General features: G+C 72.1%; 22 protein-coding genes. 8 read left to right on the top strand and 14 right to left on the bottom strand.

What is annotated here, in order from left to right; translation table 11 throughout:
- A complete protein-coding gene (locus Msi02_RS14285) occupies positions 1-1,512 on the bottom strand; it encodes an MFS transporter (RefSeq protein WP_204048809.1) in 1,512 nt (503 codons plus the stop codon).
- A gap of 127 nt (positions 1,513-1,639) precedes the next feature.
- Here Msi02_RS14285 and Msi02_RS14280 point away from each other — a divergent pair, with 127 nt between their 5' ends.
- Positions 1,640-2,107, top strand: coding sequence for a MarR family winged helix-turn-helix transcriptional regulator (locus Msi02_RS14280; RefSeq protein ID WP_079320066.1), 468 nt, complete (start codon positions 1,640-1,642; stop codon positions 2,105-2,107).
- 28 nt (positions 2,108-2,135) lie between these two features.
- Positions 2,136-2,762 carry an NADPH-dependent F420 reductase gene (locus tag Msi02_RS14275; protein WP_204048808.1) on the top strand — a complete coding sequence of 209 codons (627 nt, stop codon included), beginning with the start codon at positions 2,136-2,138 and terminating at the stop codon, positions 2,760-2,762.
- A gap of 4 nt (positions 2,763-2,766) precedes the next feature.
- On the opposite strand, the gene Msi02_RS14270 is transcribed toward Msi02_RS14275, so the two are convergent.
- Positions 2,767-3,894, bottom strand: coding sequence for a Gfo/Idh/MocA family protein (locus tag Msi02_RS14270; protein ID WP_204048807.1), 1,128 nt, complete (start codon positions 3,892-3,894; stop codon positions 2,767-2,769).
- Positions 3,895-3,984: 90 nt separating this feature from the next.
- On the opposite strand from Msi02_RS14270, the gene Msi02_RS14265 reads away from it, so the two are divergent.
- Positions 3,985-4,620 (top strand): TetR/AcrR family transcriptional regulator, encoded by a 636-nt coding sequence (locus tag Msi02_RS14265; RefSeq protein ID WP_204048806.1) that lies wholly within the window; start codon positions 3,985-3,987, stop codon positions 4,618-4,620.
- Here the strand turns inward: Msi02_RS14265 and Msi02_RS14260 are convergent, their stop codons facing one another.
- Positions 4,621-5,055 carry a type III secretion system chaperone family protein gene (locus tag Msi02_RS14260; RefSeq protein WP_179155511.1) on the bottom strand — a complete coding sequence of 145 codons (435 nt, stop codon included), beginning with the start codon at positions 5,053-5,055 and terminating at the stop codon, positions 4,621-4,623. It lies immediately after the preceding gene.
- A gap of 179 nt (positions 5,056-5,234) precedes the next feature.
- Between Msi02_RS14260 and Msi02_RS14255 the strand changes: the two genes are divergently transcribed.
- Positions 5,235-6,299, top strand: coding sequence for a cobalamin-independent methionine synthase II family protein (locus tag Msi02_RS14255; RefSeq protein WP_204048805.1), 1,065 nt, complete (start codon positions 5,235-5,237; stop codon positions 6,297-6,299).
- A gap of 3 nt (positions 6,300-6,302) precedes the next feature.
- On the opposite strand, the gene Msi02_RS14250 is transcribed toward Msi02_RS14255, so the two are convergent.
- The 3 genes from Msi02_RS14250 to Msi02_RS14240 all read right to left on the bottom strand — a co-directional run bounded on the left by Msi02_RS14250 (position 6,303) and on the right by Msi02_RS14240 (position 8,496).
- The gene (locus Msi02_RS14250) at positions 6,303-7,247 is read right to left on the bottom strand and encodes a hypothetical protein (RefSeq protein ID WP_204048804.1); all 945 of its coding nucleotides are present in this window, start codon (positions 7,245-7,247) and stop codon (positions 6,303-6,305) included.
- Between the two features lie 61 nt (positions 7,248-7,308).
- A complete protein-coding gene (locus tag Msi02_RS14245; RefSeq protein ID WP_204048803.1) occupies positions 7,309-7,875 on the bottom strand; it encodes a carboxymuconolactone decarboxylase family protein in 567 nt (188 codons plus the stop codon).
- Between the two features lie 87 nt (positions 7,876-7,962).
- Positions 7,963-8,496 carry a TetR/AcrR family transcriptional regulator gene (locus tag Msi02_RS14240; protein WP_204048802.1) on the bottom strand — a complete coding sequence of 178 codons (534 nt, stop codon included), beginning with the start codon at positions 8,494-8,496 and terminating at the stop codon, positions 7,963-7,965.
- A 73-nt stretch (positions 8,497-8,569) separates the two neighbouring features.
- Here Msi02_RS14240 and Msi02_RS14235 point away from each other — a divergent pair, with 73 nt between their 5' ends.
- From Msi02_RS14235 to Msi02_RS14225, 3 genes are all read left to right on the top strand, one after another.
- Positions 8,570-9,292 (top strand): SDR family oxidoreductase, encoded by a 723-nt coding sequence (locus Msi02_RS14235; protein WP_239108403.1) that lies wholly within the window; start codon positions 8,570-8,572, stop codon positions 9,290-9,292.
- The gene (locus tag Msi02_RS14230; RefSeq protein WP_204048800.1) at positions 9,289-9,657 is read left to right on the top strand and encodes an SDR family NAD(P)-dependent oxidoreductase; all 369 of its coding nucleotides are present in this window, start codon (positions 9,289-9,291) and stop codon (positions 9,655-9,657) included. The genes Msi02_RS14235 and Msi02_RS14230 overlap by 4 nt, the downstream gene beginning before the upstream one ends.
- Before the next feature lie 316 nt (positions 9,658-9,973).
- A complete protein-coding gene (locus tag Msi02_RS14225) occupies positions 9,974-10,327 on the top strand; it encodes a hypothetical protein (protein WP_204048799.1) in 354 nt (117 codons plus the stop codon).
- Positions 10,328-10,363: 36 nt separating this feature from the next.
- Here the strand turns inward: Msi02_RS14225 and Msi02_RS14220 are convergent, their stop codons facing one another.
- The 5 genes from Msi02_RS14220 to Msi02_RS14200 form a co-directional block, all read right to left on the bottom strand.
- Positions 10,364-10,999, bottom strand: coding sequence for a pyridoxamine 5'-phosphate oxidase family protein (locus Msi02_RS14220; RefSeq protein WP_204048798.1), 636 nt, complete (start codon positions 10,997-10,999; stop codon positions 10,364-10,366).
- 88 nt (positions 11,000-11,087) lie between these two features.
- Positions 11,088-11,255 (bottom strand): hypothetical protein, encoded by a 168-nt coding sequence (locus Msi02_RS14215; RefSeq protein WP_167538755.1) that lies wholly within the window; start codon positions 11,253-11,255, stop codon positions 11,088-11,090.
- 293 nt (positions 11,256-11,548) lie between these two features.
- Entirely contained in the window at positions 11,549-11,998 is a 450-nt protein-coding gene (locus tag Msi02_RS14210; protein WP_204048797.1) for a carboxymuconolactone decarboxylase family protein, read from the bottom strand.
- Positions 11,995-12,954, bottom strand: a complete 960-nt coding sequence (gene sigJ / locus Msi02_RS14205) for an RNA polymerase sigma factor SigJ (protein ID WP_239108402.1) — start codon at positions 12,952-12,954, stop codon at positions 11,995-11,997. Before sigJ ends, Msi02_RS14210 begins: the two co-directional genes overlap by 4 nt.
- A 4-nt stretch (positions 12,955-12,958) precedes the next feature.
- Positions 12,959-14,428 (bottom strand): MFS transporter, encoded by a 1,470-nt coding sequence (locus Msi02_RS14200; RefSeq protein WP_239108401.1) that lies wholly within the window; start codon positions 14,426-14,428, stop codon positions 12,959-12,961.
- Between the two features lie 106 nt (positions 14,429-14,534).
- Between Msi02_RS14200 and Msi02_RS14195 the strand changes: the two genes are divergently transcribed.
- A complete protein-coding gene (locus Msi02_RS14195; protein WP_204048795.1) occupies positions 14,535-15,029 on the top strand; it encodes a winged helix-turn-helix transcriptional regulator in 495 nt (164 codons plus the stop codon).
- 40 nt (positions 15,030-15,069) lie between these two features.
- Here Msi02_RS14195 and Msi02_RS14190 read toward each other — a convergent pair whose 3' ends face one another.
- The 3 genes from Msi02_RS14190 to Msi02_RS14180 are packed head-to-tail and all read right to left on the bottom strand — an operon-like array spanning position 15,070 to position 17,893.
- Positions 15,070-16,071, bottom strand: a complete 1,002-nt coding sequence (locus Msi02_RS14190) for a LacI family DNA-binding transcriptional regulator (protein ID WP_143737908.1) — start codon at positions 16,069-16,071, stop codon at positions 15,070-15,072.
- A gap of 44 nt (positions 16,072-16,115) precedes the next feature.
- Complete coding sequence (locus Msi02_RS14185; RefSeq protein ID WP_204048794.1) at positions 16,116-16,997, bottom strand: carbohydrate ABC transporter permease; 882 nt, start codon at positions 16,995-16,997, stop codon at positions 16,116-16,118.
- Positions 16,997-17,893: a carbohydrate ABC transporter permease gene (locus Msi02_RS14180; RefSeq protein WP_204048891.1), complete on the bottom strand. Its 897-nt coding sequence runs from the start codon at positions 17,891-17,893 to the stop codon at positions 16,997-16,999. Before Msi02_RS14180 ends, Msi02_RS14185 begins: the two co-directional genes overlap by 1 nt.

Genomic DNA, 17,893 nt, shown 5'->3' with positions numbered 1-17,893 from the left:
TCACGTGGTGATCCGCGCGGGGTCGCGGACGGACATCAGGAGACCGACGGCGAGCGCGCCGGCCAGGGACAGGAGGGTCAGCAGCCACAGGGCGGTGTGCAGGGCGTCCGCGTAGCCGGCGCTCGCCAGGCGGGCGAACTCCAGCCGCCCGGCCCCCGCCGGCACGGCGCCCGCGATGTCGCCCTGCAGCAGGCGGGAGGTCGCCAGGGCCGCCCGCGCCTCGCCGTACCGGCCGGTCAGGCTCGCCCGGGTGAGCGCGGACAGCACGGCGCCGAGCACGGCGATGGCGACGACCTCGCCCGTGATGCGGGCCGTGTTGAACAGCCCCGCCGCCATGCCCGCCCGCGCGGGCTCGACGGAGGAGACCGCCGCGCCGTCGACCACGGCCAGTGACACGCCGAAACCCGTCCCGATCAGCAGCAACGGCACGGCCAGCCGCGCCGGGCCCGATCCGGCGGGCACCTCCGCCAGCAGGCCGGTCCCGGCCGCGACCAGCAGCAGCGTGACCACCAGCAGCACGCGCTGCGACAGGCGGCGGGCCAGGGCGCCGGTGACGGGCGGCATGACCAGCGTCGGCCCGGTCAGCAGCATCAGCGTCAGACCCGCCTGCCGGGCCGAGTAACCGGAGGTCGCCATGAGGTACGGCGGCAGCACGATGGTCAGCGCGACGAAGCCGAAGGCGAGCAGGAACGGCATGGACGCGATCGCCGCGAACCGGGGCCGGGCCAGCAGTGACAGATCCACCAGCGGCGCGGGATGACGCCGTTCGGCAATGGCGAAGGCCGCCGACAGGACCGCGCAGGCGGCGAAGGCGCTCAGCACCGCCGGGTGCGTCCACCCGAGAGCCGGCCCCTCGACCACGCCGAAGGTGAAGGCGGTGAGCGCGAGGGTGAAGGCGGCCGCGCCGCCCCAGTCCAAGGGGCCGTCCGGGGCGGCACGCGACTCGTCCAGCAGCGCGCTCAAGGGCAGCACCGGCAGCAGTGCGATCCCGGCCGCCGCGAACAGGCTCCGCCAGCCGACGGCGCCGACCAGCGTTCCGGCGATCACCGGGCCGAAGGCAAGCCCCAGGCCGAGCGTGGTGCCGAACCACGCGAACGCCCTGGTCCTGCCGGGACCCGCAGGGAAGGCGTGCGCGAGCAGCGCGGTGCCGCCCGTGGTGGCCGCGGCGGCGCCGGCGCCGGCGAGCGCCCTGGCCGCGATCAGTACGCCGATGTCCGGGGCGGCGGCGGCCAGGAGCATCGACGCCGTGAACACGCCGGCGCCGAGGATGAACATCCTGCGCCGCCCGATCCGGTCGGCAAGCGCCCCGGTGCTCGCCATGAACGCGGCGAAGGTGAGGAAGAAGGCGTTGACCACCCACTGGGTGGCGTCCAGCCCGGCGCGCAGGTCCGCGCCGATGTCGCCGAGCGCCTCGGCGGTGCCCGTGGCGGTCACCGGGACGAGCAGCACCGCGGCGCAGACCACGGCGAGGGACGGCGCCCACCGTCGAGGGCCAGGGCAATCCGCAGGCATCGATACCATCCAATCCTGATAACCATAAGGACTCTGATGGACATCAGAGGATGGATGAATAGCGGCACGTCTGTCAAACCGGTGATAAGGTCCGCGTGTCAGAGCCCTGACGGCCGGGGGGAGCGTGATGATGGAAGCCGAGGAGGCGAGGATCGCCGAAGCGGTGGCGTGGCGGCCCGGCAACGCGATCAAGCGCGCCGAACAGGCGCTGATCGCGGAGAAGACCCGTGTGCTGCGGCCGTTCGGGCTGACCGTCCCGCAGTACGCCGCGATGTACGCGCTGTCGCTCGCGCCCGGCATCTCCGGGGCGAAACTGGCACGGTTCTGCTCGGTCACCCCGCAGAGCATGACGACCGTGCTCAAGACGCTGGAGTCGCGTGGGCTGGTGGAGCGGCGTCCCTCCAGCGACCATGCCCAGGTGCTCGTCACCCGGCTCACCCGGGCCGGGCAGGCGCTGCTGCGCAAGGCCGACGCGGCGGCCGTGGCCGTGGAGCGCAGGCTGGTGGAGGAGTTCACGCCCGACGAGGCCGACCGGCTACGGGACCTCCTCGAACGGGCCGTCGTCGTGCTGCAGGAGACGCCGGCGGGGGAATGAGGCCGGGGACGGCCGTGTTGCCGCAACCATGGTCATCGGATTCATCGGCAGCGGAAACATCGGCGGCACCCTCGCGAAGCTGGCGGTCGACGCCGGGCACTCGGTGGTGCTGAGCAACTCCCGCGGGCCGGACACGCTCTCCGAACTCGTGGCCCGGCTGGGCCCGGCCGCGCGTGCCGCCACTTCGGCCGAGGCCGCGGCGGCGGGGGACATCGTGGTCGTGACGATTCCCTTCGGCAGATACCGGGAGGTGCCGGTCGAGCCGCTGGATGGCAAGATCGTCATCGACACGAACAACTACTACTTCGAGCGGGACGGTCACTTCGCCGAGATCGACGCGGGGGAGACCACCGACAGCGAGCTGCTCGCCGCGCACCTGCCCGGCTCGCGGGTCGTGAAGGCGTTCAACGCCATCAACTACGTCCACCTCGCCGAGCAGGGGCAGCCCGCCGGCACGGAGAACCGGCGGGCGCTGCCCATCGCGGGCGACGACGCCGAGGCCAAGAAGGCGGTCGCCGAGCTGATCGACTCGTTCGGCTTCGACGTGGTCGACGCCGGCCCGCTCGCGGAAGGGCGGCGGTTCCAGCGGGACAAGCCCGCCTATGGTCCCCGTCTCACCGCCGCCGAGCTGCGCGACGCCCTCGCGCGGGGCTGACGGATCAGGCCGGGGCCCCGATCAAATCGGGGACGGCCGTCTGGCGGGTGCCGGTCTCGGCGGAGTGGCGGATCGCGTCGAGCAGGCCGTGCAGGCGCAGGCCGTGCGCGAAGTCCGGCACCTGCCCTCCGCCCGTCCGGAGGTCGGCGGCGAGCGCGGCGTAGAGTTCGGCGACGTTGCGCGCGTCGCCCGCCGCCCCGGGCACCCGGACGTACTCCTCGGGAATCGGCAGCTCCTTCCACGCGCCGCCGGCCGTCCCGTACAGGCGCAGCTCACTGATCTGCACGCCGTACGGGCTGCCCGGGCCGGTGGACACGAGGGCGAGGTCGCCCTCCGTGCCGGAGATCTCGATTCGCGCGCCCGGCTCGGTGACCTTGCCGCTGTGGAGGTGCAGGGAGACCACGGCGCCGCTCGTCATGGTGGCGGAGAGCAGGAGCTGGTCGGGGGTGTCGGCCTCGATCGTCTCGCCGCTCTCCTCGATGACGTACTGCCCGCGCTGGACGGAGAGGGTGGCGGACAGGGAATCGACACCGCCCAGGAGATGCTCCACGACGTCGAGGGTGTGCCCGCCCACGACCTCTAGCAGCCCGGCCGCGCCGGCCCGGGTGACCGTGTACGCCGACCAGGACGGCAGCCTGCCGTTCGCGCCCTTGCCGACGGCCGAGTGGACGTTCACCGCGGTGACCCGGCCCACCGCGCCGTCCCTGAGCAGGTCGCGGGCGTAGGTCACGGCGGGGGCGAACCGGCCCTGCAGCCCGAGCGCGTGCCGCACGCCGGCCGCCCGCGCCTGGTCGAGCAGGTCCCGCGCCTCTGCGGTCGTCCGCGCCAGCGGCCATTCGCACAGCACGTGTGCGCCTGCCTCAAGGGCGGCGCCGACGAGTTCGGCATGGTGGGGGACCTTGACCGTGACGGCGACGAGGTCCACCTCGGGGTGCGCGGCAAGGGCCCGGGGATCGGTGAACGCGTGCGCGGCGCCGAAGCGGCGGGCTGCCTCGCGGGCGCTGTCCTCCCGGCTGGTCGCCACGGCCGTGATCTCGTAGTCCGGCAGCGCCCGCAGCGCCGGCACATGCGCGCGCACCGCCCAGCCGCGCTCGGGGTTGGCGCCGACGATGCCCACACGGATTCTGCTCATTTCCGCCTCCACGCAATAAGCGGACTCGGTGCGTCCGGTTGCGACCCTAGCATAAACGGACGCGCTGAGTCCGGTTGGTAGGCTGCCGTCATGAGCAGTCGGGACGGAGCGGTCGGCGTTCTGCTGGCGGCGGAGCCGGGGCGGACGCCCCGGGCCGACGCGCGGCGCAACATGGAGCGGCTGGTGGAGGCCGCGCGGGCGGCGGTGGCCGAGATCGGAGTCGAGGTCACGGCGCACGAGATCGCCCGCAGGGCCGGCGTGGGCATCGGCACCTTCTACCGGCGCGTGTCCTCCCGTGAGGCGCTGCTGGAGGCGGTCCTCGACGAGGTGCTCGCCGAAATGGCCGACCTGGCCGCGGACGCCGCGGCCGACCCCGACCCCTGGCACGGATTCGAGACCTTCGCCGCCGCGTACGTGCGGCTGCGTGCGGAGAGTTGCGGCATCCGCGAGGCCGTGGGCGGCGCCTGCGGACCGAACCTCGACCCGGTTCTCGGGCAGATCCAGGAGGGCGTACGGCTCCTGGTGGAACGCGCGCAGGAGGCCGGGGTGATGCGGGCCGACGTGGCCTGGCAGGACGTGCCGTTCCTGCTGGCGGCCGTGGCGACCGGTCCGCGCACGCTCAGGCTCCGGGCCGGGGACGAGCAGTGGGGCCGCAACCTGCGGATCGTGCTCGACGGGCTGCGTGCGCCGCGGTCGCAGGCGTTGCCGGGGACGCCGCCCGCCTGATCAGTCGGTCTCGAAGGCGAGCCGGTCGGTGAGCCAGCGGTAGAACTTGATCGAGAACCTCACCCAGTGGGCCACCATCGTGGTCAGGTGCTCCCGCGTGACGCCGGCCCCGATGTAGACCTGGGAGTCGCCGACGACCCGGATGGTGCCGTTGTCCTGGGTGAACGCGTACACCTTCGGCCACATCGTGTCCGCGTTCCACTCGTTGAGCGCCGTGAGCAGCATCGGCTTGTCGTCCACCGAGTACTGCCTGTCGTAGAAGGACCGTACGGTGAACAGGTCTCCTTCCTTGCCGAACAGGAAGTAGATCGTGAGGTGGGCGGTGGAGATCGCCAGGTCGCCCTCTGTGTCAATGGTGTGCTCGATGTCCAGTTCGTCCAGGATTTCCTCGAGGAGGTCCCGGTCCGGCTGGACGACCGCTGGGGAAGGCGTCACCGCTCCATCCTGCCCCATCGTGCCGTCGCCGAAGTGGCGGACGTGACACACGATTCTTCGGTGGCCAGGGTGTCCGGCCTTTCGGTGCCGGCCCCTCCGGCCGGCCGCGCAGCTTGTGGTAGCCGCGCTTACCAGTCTGTGATTGCTGTGACACGTAGGGTCACCTTAGGCTTCGCCGCATGAGCATCCCCACCGAACCCATCGGCAGCCTCCCCCGCCCCGCGACCCTGCTGACCGCCCTGACCGGCCACGCCGCGGGACGGGTCGAAGACGACGAACTCGCCATGCGGCAGGAGGAGGCGGTCGCCGACACCTTGGACAGGCTGGAGCGGCTCGGCTGCCCGGTCGTGGTCGACGGCGAGCAGGCCAAGCCGAGCTTCGCCACCTATCCGGTCGCCGGGCTCGGCTCGCTCGCGCCGGACGGCGCGGTCATCCCGTTCGCCGACGGGCACACACGGCAGCTGCCGCGGATCACCGAGGGGCCGTTCCGCTACGCCACCCACGCCGACACCTATCTGCGCACCGCCCGGCGGCACACGGACCTGCCGGTCAAGCAGGCCGTCATCGCGCCCTCCGCGCTGAGCCTGCTGTATCCGGCCGAAGGCGTCGACGGCTATCCGCGCAAGGTCTTCCTGGACGACCTGGTCGCCGAGGCCGAGGCGGACATCCGCGGATGCCTCGACGCGGGCGCCCACGTGGTGCAGCTGGACTTCACCGAGGGCCGGCTGTCGCTCAAGCTCGACCCCTCCGGCGGGCTGCTGGACGACTTCGTCGCGCTGAACAACCGGGTGCTGGAGTGGTTCACCGCGGCCGAGCGGGCCCGGATCGGGGTGCACACCTGTCCAGGCGGCGACCAGGACTCCACGCACAGCGCGGACGTCGACTACGCCCTGCTGCTGCCGAAGCTCTTCCGGCTCCAGGCGGGCAACTTCTACGTCCAGCTCGCGAGCGAGCCCGACCGGGAGCGCGTGCTCCGCGTGATCGCGGACGCGCTCCCGGCCGAGGCGAGGATCTTCGTGGGCGTGACCGACCCGATCGACCCGGTGGTGGAGACGCCCGAGCAGGTGCGCGACCGGATCCTCGAAGCCGCCCGGCACCTCCCGGCCGAACGGCTCGGCACCTGCGACGACTGCGGCTTCGCGCCGTTCGCCGACGACGTCTCGACCTCCAGGGAGACGGCCTTCGCCAAGATCGCCGCCCGGTTGGAGGGGACCAGGCTGGCCGAAGAGGCCCTCGGCCTGTGACCGCTACCAGGAGGCGGCGGGGAACCAGCCGTACCCGAACCTCGCGGGCAGCCGCACGTCCCAGTAGAGGAACGTGAAGGCGCCGACCACGAGGAAGGCCACGGCGGTGACCGTCGCGACCCGCGCGGGGGACGCGGTGAGCCATCGCGTGAAACGGCCCCTGCCCGCATACACGAGGACCACGAACAGCAGCGCCATGATCGTGATGTTGCCGAGTGACTGCAGGACGAAGACGCCCGCGCCGTAGAACGGGTTGCGCGTCTGCGCCGCGTACTCGAACAGCTTGTGGAACAGCGGGAACGGACGGCCCACGAGGAACCCGCCGATCAGCCCGCCGACCACGACGAGGCGGGCGTGCGGGAAACGACCGGCCAGCCGGGCGAACGGATCGGGCACGATGCGCAGGGCCGCCAGGCCGAGATACACGAAGGCCAGGCCGATCAGCCCGAAGACCACGGACGCCTGCACCAGCCGGGGAGGCAGGCCGGAGGCCGTCTGCGCGGTCGACAGCTGGGGGAGCCGGTCGCCGAGCAGCGCCCCGGCAGCGCCGTACACCGCGGAGACGACGACCATGCCGAGTGCGAGCCGGCTCAGCGGGCGCAGCGCGGTCCTGAGCCGGCCGGCGCCGCCGTCCGCGGAGTCGGCCATGGGGGCGATCGCGCCGAACACGGCGATGTTGCACGCGGTGAACGTCCCGGCCAGGCCCGAGACGAACGCGAAGACCGTGCCGGCGACGAGACCCCCGATCGCGGTGTGCTTGGCGTCGTAGCCGAGGAGCGTGTTCGCCACGTTGTCGCCGATCACGCTGTCCACCAGGCGGAACGACCAGAGCGCGGCGACGAGCGCGCCTGCAAGCACGCTGAGCAGGACGATCAGGCCACGACGCCGGGGCACGTCGGCGGGGCGAGCGGGGGATGGGGACGCGGCGAGTGGCGTGGTCCGGGCCATGGGGACACCTTTCTCCAGTCGGGGACGGGCGAGCCGATGACGGGAACTCCGCGAACCGGGGTCAAGGACGCGGCGCGGCCCCTGACTCGGCGAGAAGGGCCAGGTAGCCGTCTGAGACGATCCGGGCGGCGCGGGCGGCGTACGACTCGGGGTCGTCGGGCGCGATGGTGGCCAGGCCGTCGACGTACCGGTTGTACATGCAGAAGGCCGCGGCGATGAGCACGGTGTCGTGGATCTCCAGATCGGTCGCGCCTTCGGCCCGCGCCGCGGCGACGTCCTCCTCGCGGACCTCGCGCCCGCCGCGCTGTACCGCGGCGGCGATGCGCAGCAGCGCCTTCAGCTTGGCGGAGATGGGGGCCGTCTCGGGATCCCGCTTCACCTGCTCGACCAGCGTCATCCCCTCGGGCAGCTGGGCGGCGGCGTAGGCGGCGTGTGAGGAGAAGCAGTAGCGGCACTCGTTCAGCGACGACACGTATGCCGCGATCAGCTCGCGCTCGCCCCGCGACAGCGTGCTCTCGCCACGCAGCAGCACCTCCGCGAGCGCGTTGAGCGGATGGGCGGTCTCGGGGCGGAAGGCGAACAGGCCGCGGATCCCCGGCGCGTCGGATCCGAGGGCGATGTGGGGCATGGACGCTCCCTTGCTGAGGGGTGAAGGGGGTGAGCACCTCTCAAGCAGCGTCGGCGAGGAAGATCGCTCCGTCAACCTTTCCCGTGCTCAACCGATCCTGCCGATGAGCGCCGTGATGTCCTCCGCCAGGGCGGCGTCGAGCGGGGCGTGCCGGTTGAGCAGCCGGTACCACATGACTCCGAAGATCATGTCCACCAGCAGGTCCAGGTCCGCCCCGGGGGGCGGCGGCATCCGCTCCAGCACCGCCCGCAGGGTGTCCCGGCGCGGGCCGATCAGCCGCTCCCGCAGGCGTTCGCCCAGGGCGGGGTCGCTCTGGGCCTCCGCCATGAGGCCGGCCACCACCCTGCCGGCCACGCCGTCCGCCAGCGCGAACGTCTCGCTCAGGAACGTCTCCAGGTCGGCCTGCGACGGCGCCCGGGTGCTCCCGACGAGGTCGGTCATCGCCTCCAGCAGCAGGTCGGCCTTGGTGTCCCACCAGCGGTAGAGCGTCTGCCTGCCGGTGCCCGCCTCCTCGGCGATGCCCTTCAGCGTCACGTTCGGATATCCGTCGCGCTCGCACAGCCGCAGCGCGGCCTCGAGTATCGCCCGGCGCGCCTGCTCGCTCCGTGGCCTTCCCACCATGCCGCCACTTTACAGGACAAGGTGTCTCGTTTTATGCTTTCGAGACATCATGTCTCGTATTGAGGAGAGTTCCGTGACTGAACGCGTGGTGATCGTCGGGGGCACGAGCGGCATCGGCCTGGCCGCCGCCGTACGGCTGGCCGCGTCGGGCCGCGAGGTCGTCGTCACCGGCCGTACGCCGGAACGGCTGGAGCGGGCGGTGAAGGAGATCGGGGAGCGGGGCTCCGGAGCGGTGGCCGACGCCCGCGATGCGGAGGCGATGCGGAACCTGTTCGCCGGGCTGGGCCCGGTGGACCACGTCGTGATCAACGTGTCGGGCCGAGGGCAGGCTGCGGGGCCGTTCCGGTCGCTGACGCCCGAGGCCCTGCGCCAGGCCCTGGAGGACAAGCTGATCGCCCACATCGTCGCCGCGCAGGCCGCGCTGCCGGTGCTGCGGCGGGACGGGTCCCTGACGTTCGTCTCGGCGGCCAGCGCGGACAGCGCGATGGCCGAGGTGGCCGGGTTGGCGGCGGTGAACGGCGCGATCCAGGCGATGATCCCCGGCCTGGCGGTGGAACTGGCCCCGGTCCGGGTCAACGCGGTGTCGCCCGGCGTGGTCGACACCGAGTGGTGGGACTGGCTGGGGGACAGCCGGCAGGGTGCGCTCGACGCGTTCGCCGCCGCGACCACGGTCGGCCGGGTCGGCACCCCCGCCGACGTGGCGAACGCGATCGCGTACCTGATCGAGACGGGTTACGCGACGGGCACCGTGCTGACCGTGGACGGCGGCGTCCGCCTCAAGCCGAGCCCGGCATGAGGACGATCCTCGTCACGGGGGCGACCGACGGGCTGGGCCGCCACCTTGCGGCCCGGCTCGCCGCGTCGGGCGACCGGGTGATCGTGCACGGGCGCGATCCCGAGCGGGTGCGCCGGGTCCGCGCGGAGATCGGCGGCACCACGGACGGACTGCTCGCGGACCTCGCCGACCTCCGGCAGGTCGACCGCATGGCGACCGAGGTCGAGGAACGGTTCGACCGCCTGGACGTGCTCGTGAACAACGCGGGAGTCGGCGGGGGAGCCCCGCACTCCGGCCCTCAGCTCGGTGCGGGAGGGCGGCGACGCCACCCTCCGCCTGATCGACGGGAAGGTCCCCAGTGGCACCTACCACGTCGGGGCGAGTGAGGGCCGGGCCGACCCCCAGGCGTACGACCGCGAGGCCCGGGCCCGCCTCCGCGAGCTGAGCGACCGCCTCGTCCGCGAGGCCCTCGCCCCCTGAACAGAAAGCCTCGCCGGACCGGTCGGAAGCGGTGGCCGCCTCCGCGGGAACCTCCGGGTGGCCGCGGCGGTAGTCAGAGGCATGAGGCACACTGCGGTCGGCTTATGCGGCTTGGTGCTCGTGGCGGGCTGCGCCGGCACCGGAACCCCCGGCACCGGTGCCGGTGCCGGTGCCGGAACGACGCTCCCGTCCACGTCCGTCCCTGCGCCGGTCCCTGCTCGGGTGTTCTGCGAACGGACGGCCCGCAGCACGGCGAACGCACTGCCCGAGGTGCGGGGCACCGGGCGGGGAGCCGAGGTGTGGGGACTGATGTTCGCGCCGTTGCCGTTCTCCGCCGGGCGGGAGGTCAAGATCGTGTGGCGGATGACGGGTGAGGGGCCGTTGCGCGTGACCGCCGCGCTCCCCGACGGCACCGCCGCCAGACTGACCTGGGGACCCGAGGCACACGGCGGATCGACCTGGCACCGGCCCGGTCAGGAGTGGGGCACGGGCTTCGTCTTCCCCAAGCCGGGCTGCTGGGAGATCACGCTGACCCGCGACCGGGGCTCGGGCACGGTGTGGCTGCCGGTCCGCTGAGACGAACCCGGCCCGCCGGATCGTACGGCGCCGCGATCAGTGGGGCGTGGTGCGGCTGAGGATGTGCGGCGGGACGGGATGGGCGGCGGCCTGCGGGTCGGTCACGGGGGCCTGCCACGATCGGGTGAGCGGCAGGATCCCGGCCCACACGTCGTGCGGGTCGTCGGCGTCGTCCGGGTGGCCCTCGCGCACCTTGACCGACGCCTCTGCGAGCGGGAGCGCGAGGATCGTCGTGGCGGCCAGTTCCTTGCGGTTCGGCTGCCGGGCGTACTCCCACTGGCCGGGGGTGACGTGCTCGGTCAGGCACCGCAGGGCCGGCAGCTTCTCGTCGTCCTCCAGCACGCGCGGCACACCGTAGATCATCGCGCTGCGGTAGTTCACGCCGTGCTCGAAGACCGACCGGGCCAGCACGAGGCCGTCGACGTGGGTGATCGTCACGCAGACCGTCGTGCCCCGGGTGAGGCTGCGGCTGGCCACCGAGCCGTGCACGTACAGATGGTCGTCGTCGAAGCCGTACACCGTCGGCACCACCATGGGGTCGCCGTCCACGACGACGCCGAGGTGGCAGACGAACCCGGCCCGGAGCACCTCGAACAGCGCCTCCCGGTCGGTGCGGCCCTGTTCCCGCAGCCGGCGGTGCCGGGTCCGCTCGGTTGCGGACAGATCACTCATGAGGCGACATTTAACCAGTAAAAGCCTGCGGCCCGCCCGGCAGGGATGCCGGGCGGGCCGTCCGGTGGATCGTTGCGGAAGAACCGCCTCAGGCGGCGGACGTCGGCCCGGACGTCCTCGGGAACCGGATGACGTTCCCGCCCGTGTAGGCCTTGAGATCGACGATCTTCCGGTCCCTCCTGTCGCGCGCGGGCCTGCGGCGCAGCGCGGTCCTGATGTCCCTGACCTTGGCGAGCGACGGCACCACCGTGACCATGTTCGTTTCCCCCCGACCGTGATGGTTCCGTGACCTTTCCGGTATAGATATCGGAGGCTTGGTAAAAGGGGCGTAAAGCCTCCGGTGTCACATGAGCCTCGGGAAGCACGAGGGCCTATCGAAGCACGGCTCAGTACGGAAGTGGCCGGCCGGAGGGGGTGCGGAGGTCGAGTTCGGCGGCGGGACGGCGGACGCGGCGGGGCCTGCGGATCGTGGTGCGTCTCATGGCCCTTCCTCCTTCCATGACATTGGCAGACTATTCGCCCCGGGTGCCGCCGTCCTCCCGTTTTCGTTCAGAGGGAAGCGGGGACCTTGCGGCTCACGACGTTGATCCGGGTCCACGCGTTGATCTGCGCGATGGCCACGATCAGCGCGGCAAGCTGCTCCTGCGAGTAGTGCCGCGTCGCCTCGGCCCAGATGTCGTCAGGCACGGGGTCGGGCCGGTCGGCGAGCCGGGTCGCGGCCTCGGTCAGCGCCAGCGCGGCCCGCTCGGCGTCGGTGTAGCACGGCGCCTCCCGCCAGGCGGCCACCGACCACAGGCGCTCGTCGCTTTCGCCGGCCTTCTTGGCATCCCGGCAGTGCATGTCCAGGCAGAAGGCACAGCCGTTGATCTGGCTGACCCTGATCTTGACGAGTTCCAGGGTGGCGTGGGGCACGTCGCACTCGTGCAGGAAACGCTCCACCCCGAGCATGGCCTGGTACGCCTGGGGAGCCAGTTCGCGGACGTTGATCCTCTCGGTCATCGTGATCTCCTCGTCTCGTCGGCCCGCGTCACGCGGGCGAGTTTCTCCGGGTTCAGGACCATGTCGACGGCGGTGACCCGGCCGCCCGCGACGGTGAGGCCGAGCACGGAGACCAGCCGGTCGCCGTGGTAGCGCAGCAGGCCCGGCCAGCCGTTCACGCCAACGGGGACCAGCTCGAACCGGCCGAACCTGCGGATGCCGAACAGCAGCCTGGCCACCTTGGCCGCGCCGAAGACGGGCCGCCTCCCGGCGCGCACCCGGCCGCCGCCGTCGCTGCGCATGACGACGTCCGGGTCGAGCAGCACGACAAGAGCGTCCATGTCGTCGCCGAGGCAGGCCCGGGCGAAGGCGTGCACCACCTGCCGGTGCTCGGAGGGGTCCACCTCGAACCGGGGCGCGCGCGCCGCGACGTGCGCCCGGGCCCGGGCGGCGAGCTGCCGGCAGGCCGCAGGACTGCGCCCGACCGCCTCACCCACCTCGGCGAACGTCAGGCCGAACACGTCGTGCAGCACGAACGCCGTCCGCTCGGCCGGGCTGAGCGACTCCAGCACGACGAGCATCGCCATGCTCAGCGACTCGTCCAGGGTCACCCGCTCCGCGGGGTCCGGCTGAGCGACGGGTCCGGTGAGAGCAGGCCCGGTGAGAATGGGCTCGGGCAGCCACGGCCCCACGTACTCCTCCCTGCGGTGCCGCGCCGAGCGCAGCACGTCGAGAGCGAGCCGGGAGACCGTGACCACCAGCCAGCCGGTCACGTCCCTGATCTCGTCGCCGCCGTCGCCCGCCTTGGCGGACCGCAGCCGCAGCCAGGCGTCCTGCACGACGTCCTCGGCCTCGTCGAGGCTGCCGAGCAGGCCGTACGCGACGCCGAGCAGCCGGGGCCGCATCGCCTGGAACTCGGCGTCCAGGCCGGTGACCACCCCGTCGTCATGGTCGTTCACGTACTGAGGACGAGACACCTCCTCAGTGTGTGACATCCCGCTGCAGCGGCCGCGCTCGCGGGGCGTCCTGCGCCGGAGCCGATGCCCCGCCGGGGGCGCGCAGGCCGAACGCGACGACGACCGCGCCGAGCACCGCCGCCGCCACCGGGACGACCAGCGCGGTCCGCAGCGCGTCCGGCCCCGGCCCGGCCGCGACGCCGACGGCGGTGACGGCCGACAGCCCGAGCGCCGTGCCGAACTGCAACGCCGTGTAGAGCAGGCCGCCCGCCAGGCCGTGCTCGTCCTCGTCGACACCCTCCGTCGCGGCCATGGTCAGCGGGCCGTACGCCAGCGAGAAGGACAGGCCGAGCAGGAGCAGCGCCGGAAGCATGGCGGCGTAGGTCCAGTCCATCCCCACGGGCAGGAAGAGCGCGTACGCGACCGCCGCGAGGACGATGCCGCAGAGCAGCACCCGGGTGTTGCCGAAGCGGTTCACCAGGCGCGGCGTCAGCGTCGGCGCGAGCACCGTGTCGATCCCGATCACCAGCATGGCCAGGCCGGTCTGCATCGTGTTCCAGCCACGCCACTCCTGCAGATACAGGGTGATCAGGAACTGGAACCCCGCGAACGCGAACAGGAACAGCAACGCCGCCGCGTTCACCCGCACCAGCGGCGCGTTGCGCAGGATGCCCAGCCGCACCAGGGGCGACGACGACCGCCGCTCGATGGCGACGAACAGCCCCAGCAGCGCCAGCCCCGCCGCGATCGCGCCGGCGGTCAGGCCGGGGCGGTCGCCGGGGTGCTCCAACCGGACCATCCCATACACGAGGAGCAACATGGCCCCCGTGACGGCGAACGCCCCCGCCAGGTCGAAGCCGCCCGGTGCCGATGAGGGTGACGGGCGCTCGCCACCCGTGTCGCGGACGAGGACCAGTGCCGCCCCCAGGATCAGCGCGGACAGGATGACGGGCGCGAAGAACACCCACCGCCAGCCGAACGCGGTGAGCAGGCCGCCGGCGACCAGGCCGAGCGAGAACCCGCCCGCCGCCGTGCCCGCGTACACGCCGAGCGCCTTGGTGCGCACCGGTCCCTCCGGGAAGTTGGACGTGACCAGCGCCAGCCCGGCGGGCGCCATGAACGCGGCCGCGACCCCAGTGACGAACCGCGCGGCCAGCAGCATCCAGCCCTGGGTGGCGAGCCCGCCGAGCCCGGAGAAGACCAGGAAGACGGCCAGCCACAGCAGGAACATCCGCCGGTGGCCCAGCAGGTCGGCAGCGCGTCCGCCGAGCAGCATGAACCCGCCGTAGCCGAGCACGTAGGCGCTGACCACGCCGCTGAGCGTCCCGGTGGACAGGCCCAGGTCGGCCCGGATCGACGGCAGCGCCACATTCAGCATCGCCACGTCGATCCCCTCGAGGAAGATCGCGCCGCACAACACCAGCAGCACGCCCCACGCGCGTCCTGTCATGCGGACGGGGTGCCGGGCGGCGGTCCCGCCCGTGGAATCGGTCATCGGAGTCCGGCTCCATCTCGTCGGGGAACCGGTCCCGGAGCGGTTCCCCGAGTGCCTGCCGGTTCCCTCTTGTAACCGACTGCATCGTCGGGCACCATCGGTGACCATGGAAGAAGGCACTTTCGAGTCCCTCGGTTACTGCGCGGATACCGGCGTCGACGACGACGTCCTCCAATGGGACCAGCGCGCGGACTGCGAGGTGCGGCAGATCCTCGACCGCATCGCCGACAAGTGGTCGCTGCTGGTGATCGCGCTGCTCGACAAGCGGAGCCTGCGCTTCACCGAGTTGCGCCGCGCGATCGACGGGGTCAGCCAGCGGATGCTGGCCCGCACGCTGCGGCATCTCGAACGCGACGGGCTGGTGAGCCGGACGGTGCACCCGACCGTCCCGCCGCGTGTGGACTACGCGCTGACGCCGATGGGCGCGACTCTGCACGCCACCATCCGTGCCCTGGTCGTCTGGACCGAGGAGCACCAGAACGCCATCGCCGCGGCCCGCGCCGCGTACGACCGGCGCGTGGCCGCCGAGCAGGAGGCCGCCGAGCGCGAAGAGGCCGAACGCCTGGCCGTCGCCCGTGCGGCCCTGCCGATCAGGGGCTGACCGCCGGCGAAGGGTTCCCCAGGGCGAGCACGGATCGGTGCTAGGCCGACTCCCTCACGATGAGGCGGGTGGGCAGGATCACCGGGTCCACCGGGCCGCCTCCGTCGATGAGCGCGAGCAGCAGCCGTACGGTCTCCTCCGCGACGTCGGCGAGCGGCTGGCGGATCGTGGTGAGCGGCGGGTGCGTGGTGGCGGCCACCGACGAGTCGTCGAAGCCGCCCACGGCCACGTCGTCGGGCACCCGGCGTCCGGCCGCACGCAGCGTGGACAGCGCGCCGGCCGCCATGAGGTCGGAGGCCACGAAGACCGCGTCGAGGTCGGGGGTGCGCTCGAGCAGCCGCGCCATCGCGCTCTCGCCGCTGAGCTGGGTCCAGTCGCCGTGCTCGATGAGCTTCCTGGATGCCTTCCTGCCGAGCACGTCGGCGAAGCCCTCCAGGCGCTGGATGCCGCCGGGGGTGTCCATCGGGCCGGTGATCGTGGCGATCTTCCTGCGGCCCTGCTCGACCAGGTAGCGGGTCATCTGCCGGGCGCCCTCGCGGTCGTCGGCCGCCGCGTAGGGGATCACGTTCTCCTTCCCGACGACGGCCCCGCAGGCGACCGCGGGGATGCGCATCGACTCCAGCTCGTCCACCATCGGGTCGCCCGCGTGCGTGGACATCAGCAGCACGCCGTCGGCGTGGCCGCCGCGCACGTAGCGCACCACGCGCTCGCGGTCGCCGTCGTCCCCGGCCAGCATGATGACCAGGGAGACGTCCCGCTCGCCGAGCCGCCTGATGGCCGTGCGGATGGTGGTGCTGTAGTTCGGATCCTCGAAGACCTTCTCGTGCGGCTCGGACAGCACCATCACCACCGACCCGGTGCGCTGGGTGACCAGGCTGCGGGCGTTGCGGTTGACGATGTAGCCCGTCTCGGCGATGGCCCGGCGGACGGCGGCGTGGGCGGCCGGGCTCACGTACCGGTCGTCGTTGAGCACCCGGGAGACGGTGCCCCGGGAGACGCCCGCCGCCGCGGCCACGTCGTGAATGGTCGGACGCTTCGCCATGGTCGTATTTTCCCCCCGCCGATCAGCGTGTTCCCCCGCGCTCATCAGCTTTTCACGGCCCCGCCGGACAGGTCCGTACGCCAGTAGCGCTGCATCGTGAGGAACAGCGCGATCAGCGGGATGAGCGACAGCATCGTCCCCGTGATGATCAGGTTGTACAGCGACGGCTGGTTGGCGCCCGCCGCGAGCAGCGTGTAGAGGCCCACCGTCAGCGGGAACCTGTGGTCGTCGCCCAGCATGATGAACGGCAACAGGAAGTTGTTCCAGATCGCGACGAACTGGAACAGGAAGATCGTCGCCATGCCCGGCGTCAGCAGCGGCAGCGCCACCTGGCGGAACAGCCGCCACTCGCCCGCGCCGTCCAGCCGGCCCGCCTCCAGCAGCGAGCCGGGGATCGCCGCCTGCGAGTAGATCCTGGCCAGATAGATGCTGTACGGGTGCAGGATCTGGGGCAGCAGCACCGACCAGTACGTGTCGGCCAGGCCGGCCTTGGAGAACAGCAGATACTGCGGGATCGCCAGCACGACCGACGGCACCAGGATGCCGCCGATGAGCAGGTTGAAGATCAGGCCGCGGCCGGGGAATGAGTACTTCGCCAGCGTGTACCCCGAGATCGTGGACACCGCGGTCGACAGCACCGCGCCGCCCCCGGCGTACAGGACCGTGTTGAGCAGCCAGAGCCAGAAGACGCCGTCGCGGTAGGCGAACAGGTCGGCCAGGTTGGACAGCAGGCCGGTGCCGGGCGCGAAGGTCGAGGTGGAGAACAGCTCGGCCTTGGACTTGGTGGCCGCGACCACCACCCAGCTCACCGGGAACAGGGTGTAGATCGCGCCCAGCACGAGCACGCCGGTCGGCACGATCCCCAGCGGACGGCGCGCCGACGGACGGGCGTGCCCGCGGGTCCTCGGCAGTGCGGTGGCGGCCATCAGCTCTCCCCGAACGCGCGGTTCTTCACGACCCGCAGGAAACCGAACGACAGCACGAGGGAGATCCCGGCGATCACCATGGACGTCGCGGCGGCCGAGTACAGGTCGCCGGTGACGAACGCGTCGCGGTACACCTTCATCAAGGGGCTCCAGGTCGAGCTGATCGTGTTCGTCAGCGGCCGCAGGGTGGTCGGTTCCGTGAACACCTGGACGGTCGCGATGACGGAGAACACGGTGGTCAGGATGATCGACGGCACCAGGATCGGGATCTTGATGCGCAACGCGATGCCCAGTTCGCTCGCGCCGTCGATCCTGGCCGCCTCGTAGTACTCCCGCGGCACGGCCCGCAGGTTCGTGTAGAGCACCAGCATGTTGAAGCCGGTGCCGCCCCAGACCGCCACGTTCGCCATCGAGAACGTCACCAGGTCGGCGCTCAGGAACGGGTGCTCGCCGAACGGGCTGAGGCTCGGCAGGTAGAGGAAGCCCCACATCAGCGTCGCCGCCACGCCCGGCACGGCGTACGGCAGGAAGATCGAAATTCGGGTGAGGCGGGCGAGCCGCACGTGCGCCGCGTCGAGCATCAGCGCGAACACGAGGGCGAGCCCCAGCATCAGCGCGAGCACGAGCGCCCCGTACGCGATAACGCGCAGCCAACCGGCCCACAGCTCGCCGTCGCCGACGGCTGCGGCGTAGTTGGCGAGCCCGGCGAAGACCTCCGTGCGGGCCCCCTTGCCGAGGCCGAGGCCGGAGACCTTGGTGCGGCGCAGGCTCAGATAGATCGTGTAGCCGATGGGCAGGGCCATGAAGAGCGCGAACAGCGCCATCGCCGGGGCGAGGAACAGGTAGGGCACGGCGCCCGCGCGGCCGGCGCGGGCGCCCTTCTTCGGAGATCGCAT

The organism is Microbispora siamensis, assembly GCF_016863095.1.
GTDB classification, from domain to species: Bacteria; Actinomycetota; Actinomycetes; order Streptosporangiales; family Streptosporangiaceae; genus Microbispora; species Microbispora siamensis.
Note: the sequence above shows the minus strand (reverse complement) of the source record. Positions and strands in the feature narration are given on the sequence as shown.

Coding starts and splice junctions, on each gene's coding strand:
- Msi02_RS14270 (WP_204048807.1), bottom strand. CDS start 3,894: ATGAGCAGAATCCGTGTGGGCATCGTCGGCGCCAACCCCGAGCGCGGC.
- Msi02_RS14280 (WP_079320066.1), top strand. CDS start 1,640: ATGATGGAAGCCGAGGAGGCGAGGATCGCCGAAGCGGTGGCGTGGCGG.
- Msi02_RS14215 (WP_167538755.1), bottom strand. CDS start 11,255: ATGGTCACGGTGGTGCCGTCGCTCGCCAAGGTCAGGGACATCAGGACC.
- Msi02_RS14230 (WP_204048800.1), top strand. CDS start 9,289: ATGAGGACGATCCTCGTCACGGGGGCGACCGACGGGCTGGGCCGCCAC.
- Msi02_RS14265 (WP_204048806.1), top strand. CDS start 3,985: ATGAGCAGTCGGGACGGAGCGGTCGGCGTTCTGCTGGCGGCGGAGCCG.
- Msi02_RS14195 (WP_204048795.1), top strand. CDS start 14,535: ATGGAAGAAGGCACTTTCGAGTCCCTCGGTTACTGCGCGGATACCGGC.
- Msi02_RS14210 (WP_204048797.1), bottom strand. CDS start 11,998: ATGACCGAGAGGATCAACGTCCGCGAACTGGCTCCCCAGGCGTACCAG.
- Msi02_RS14245 (WP_204048803.1), bottom strand. CDS start 7,875: ATGCCCCACATCGCCCTCGGATCCGACGCGCCGGGGATCCGCGGCCTG.
- Msi02_RS14220 (WP_204048798.1), bottom strand. CDS start 10,999: ATGAGTGATCTGTCCGCAACCGAGCGGACCCGGCACCGCCGGCTGCGG.
- Msi02_RS14180 (WP_204048891.1), bottom strand. CDS start 17,893: ATGCGATCTCCGAAGAAGGGCGCCCGCGCCGGCCGCGCGGGCGCCGTG.
- Msi02_RS14240 (WP_204048802.1), bottom strand. CDS start 8,496: ATGGTGGGAAGGCCACGGAGCGAGCAGGCGCGCCGGGCGATACTCGAG.
- Msi02_RS14250 (WP_204048804.1), bottom strand. CDS start 7,247: ATGGCCCGGACCACGCCACTCGCCGCGTCCCCATCCCCCGCTCGCCCC.
- Msi02_RS14275 (WP_204048808.1), top strand. CDS start 2,136: ATGGTCATCGGATTCATCGGCAGCGGAAACATCGGCGGCACCCTCGCG.
- Msi02_RS14185 (WP_204048794.1), bottom strand. CDS start 16,997: ATGGCCGCCACCGCACTGCCGAGGACCCGCGGGCACGCCCGTCCGTCG.
- Msi02_RS14190 (WP_143737908.1), bottom strand. CDS start 16,071: ATGGCGAAGCGTCCGACCATTCACGACGTGGCCGCGGCGGCGGGCGTC.
- Msi02_RS14200 (WP_239108401.1), bottom strand. CDS start 14,428: ATGACCGATTCCACGGGCGGGACCGCCGCCCGGCACCCCGTCCGCATG.
- Msi02_RS14285 (WP_204048809.1), bottom strand. CDS start 1,512: ATGCCTGCGGATTGCCCTGGCCCTCGACGGTGGGCGCCGTCCCTCGCC.
- Msi02_RS14255 (WP_204048805.1), top strand. CDS start 5,235: ATGAGCATCCCCACCGAACCCATCGGCAGCCTCCCCCGCCCCGCGACC.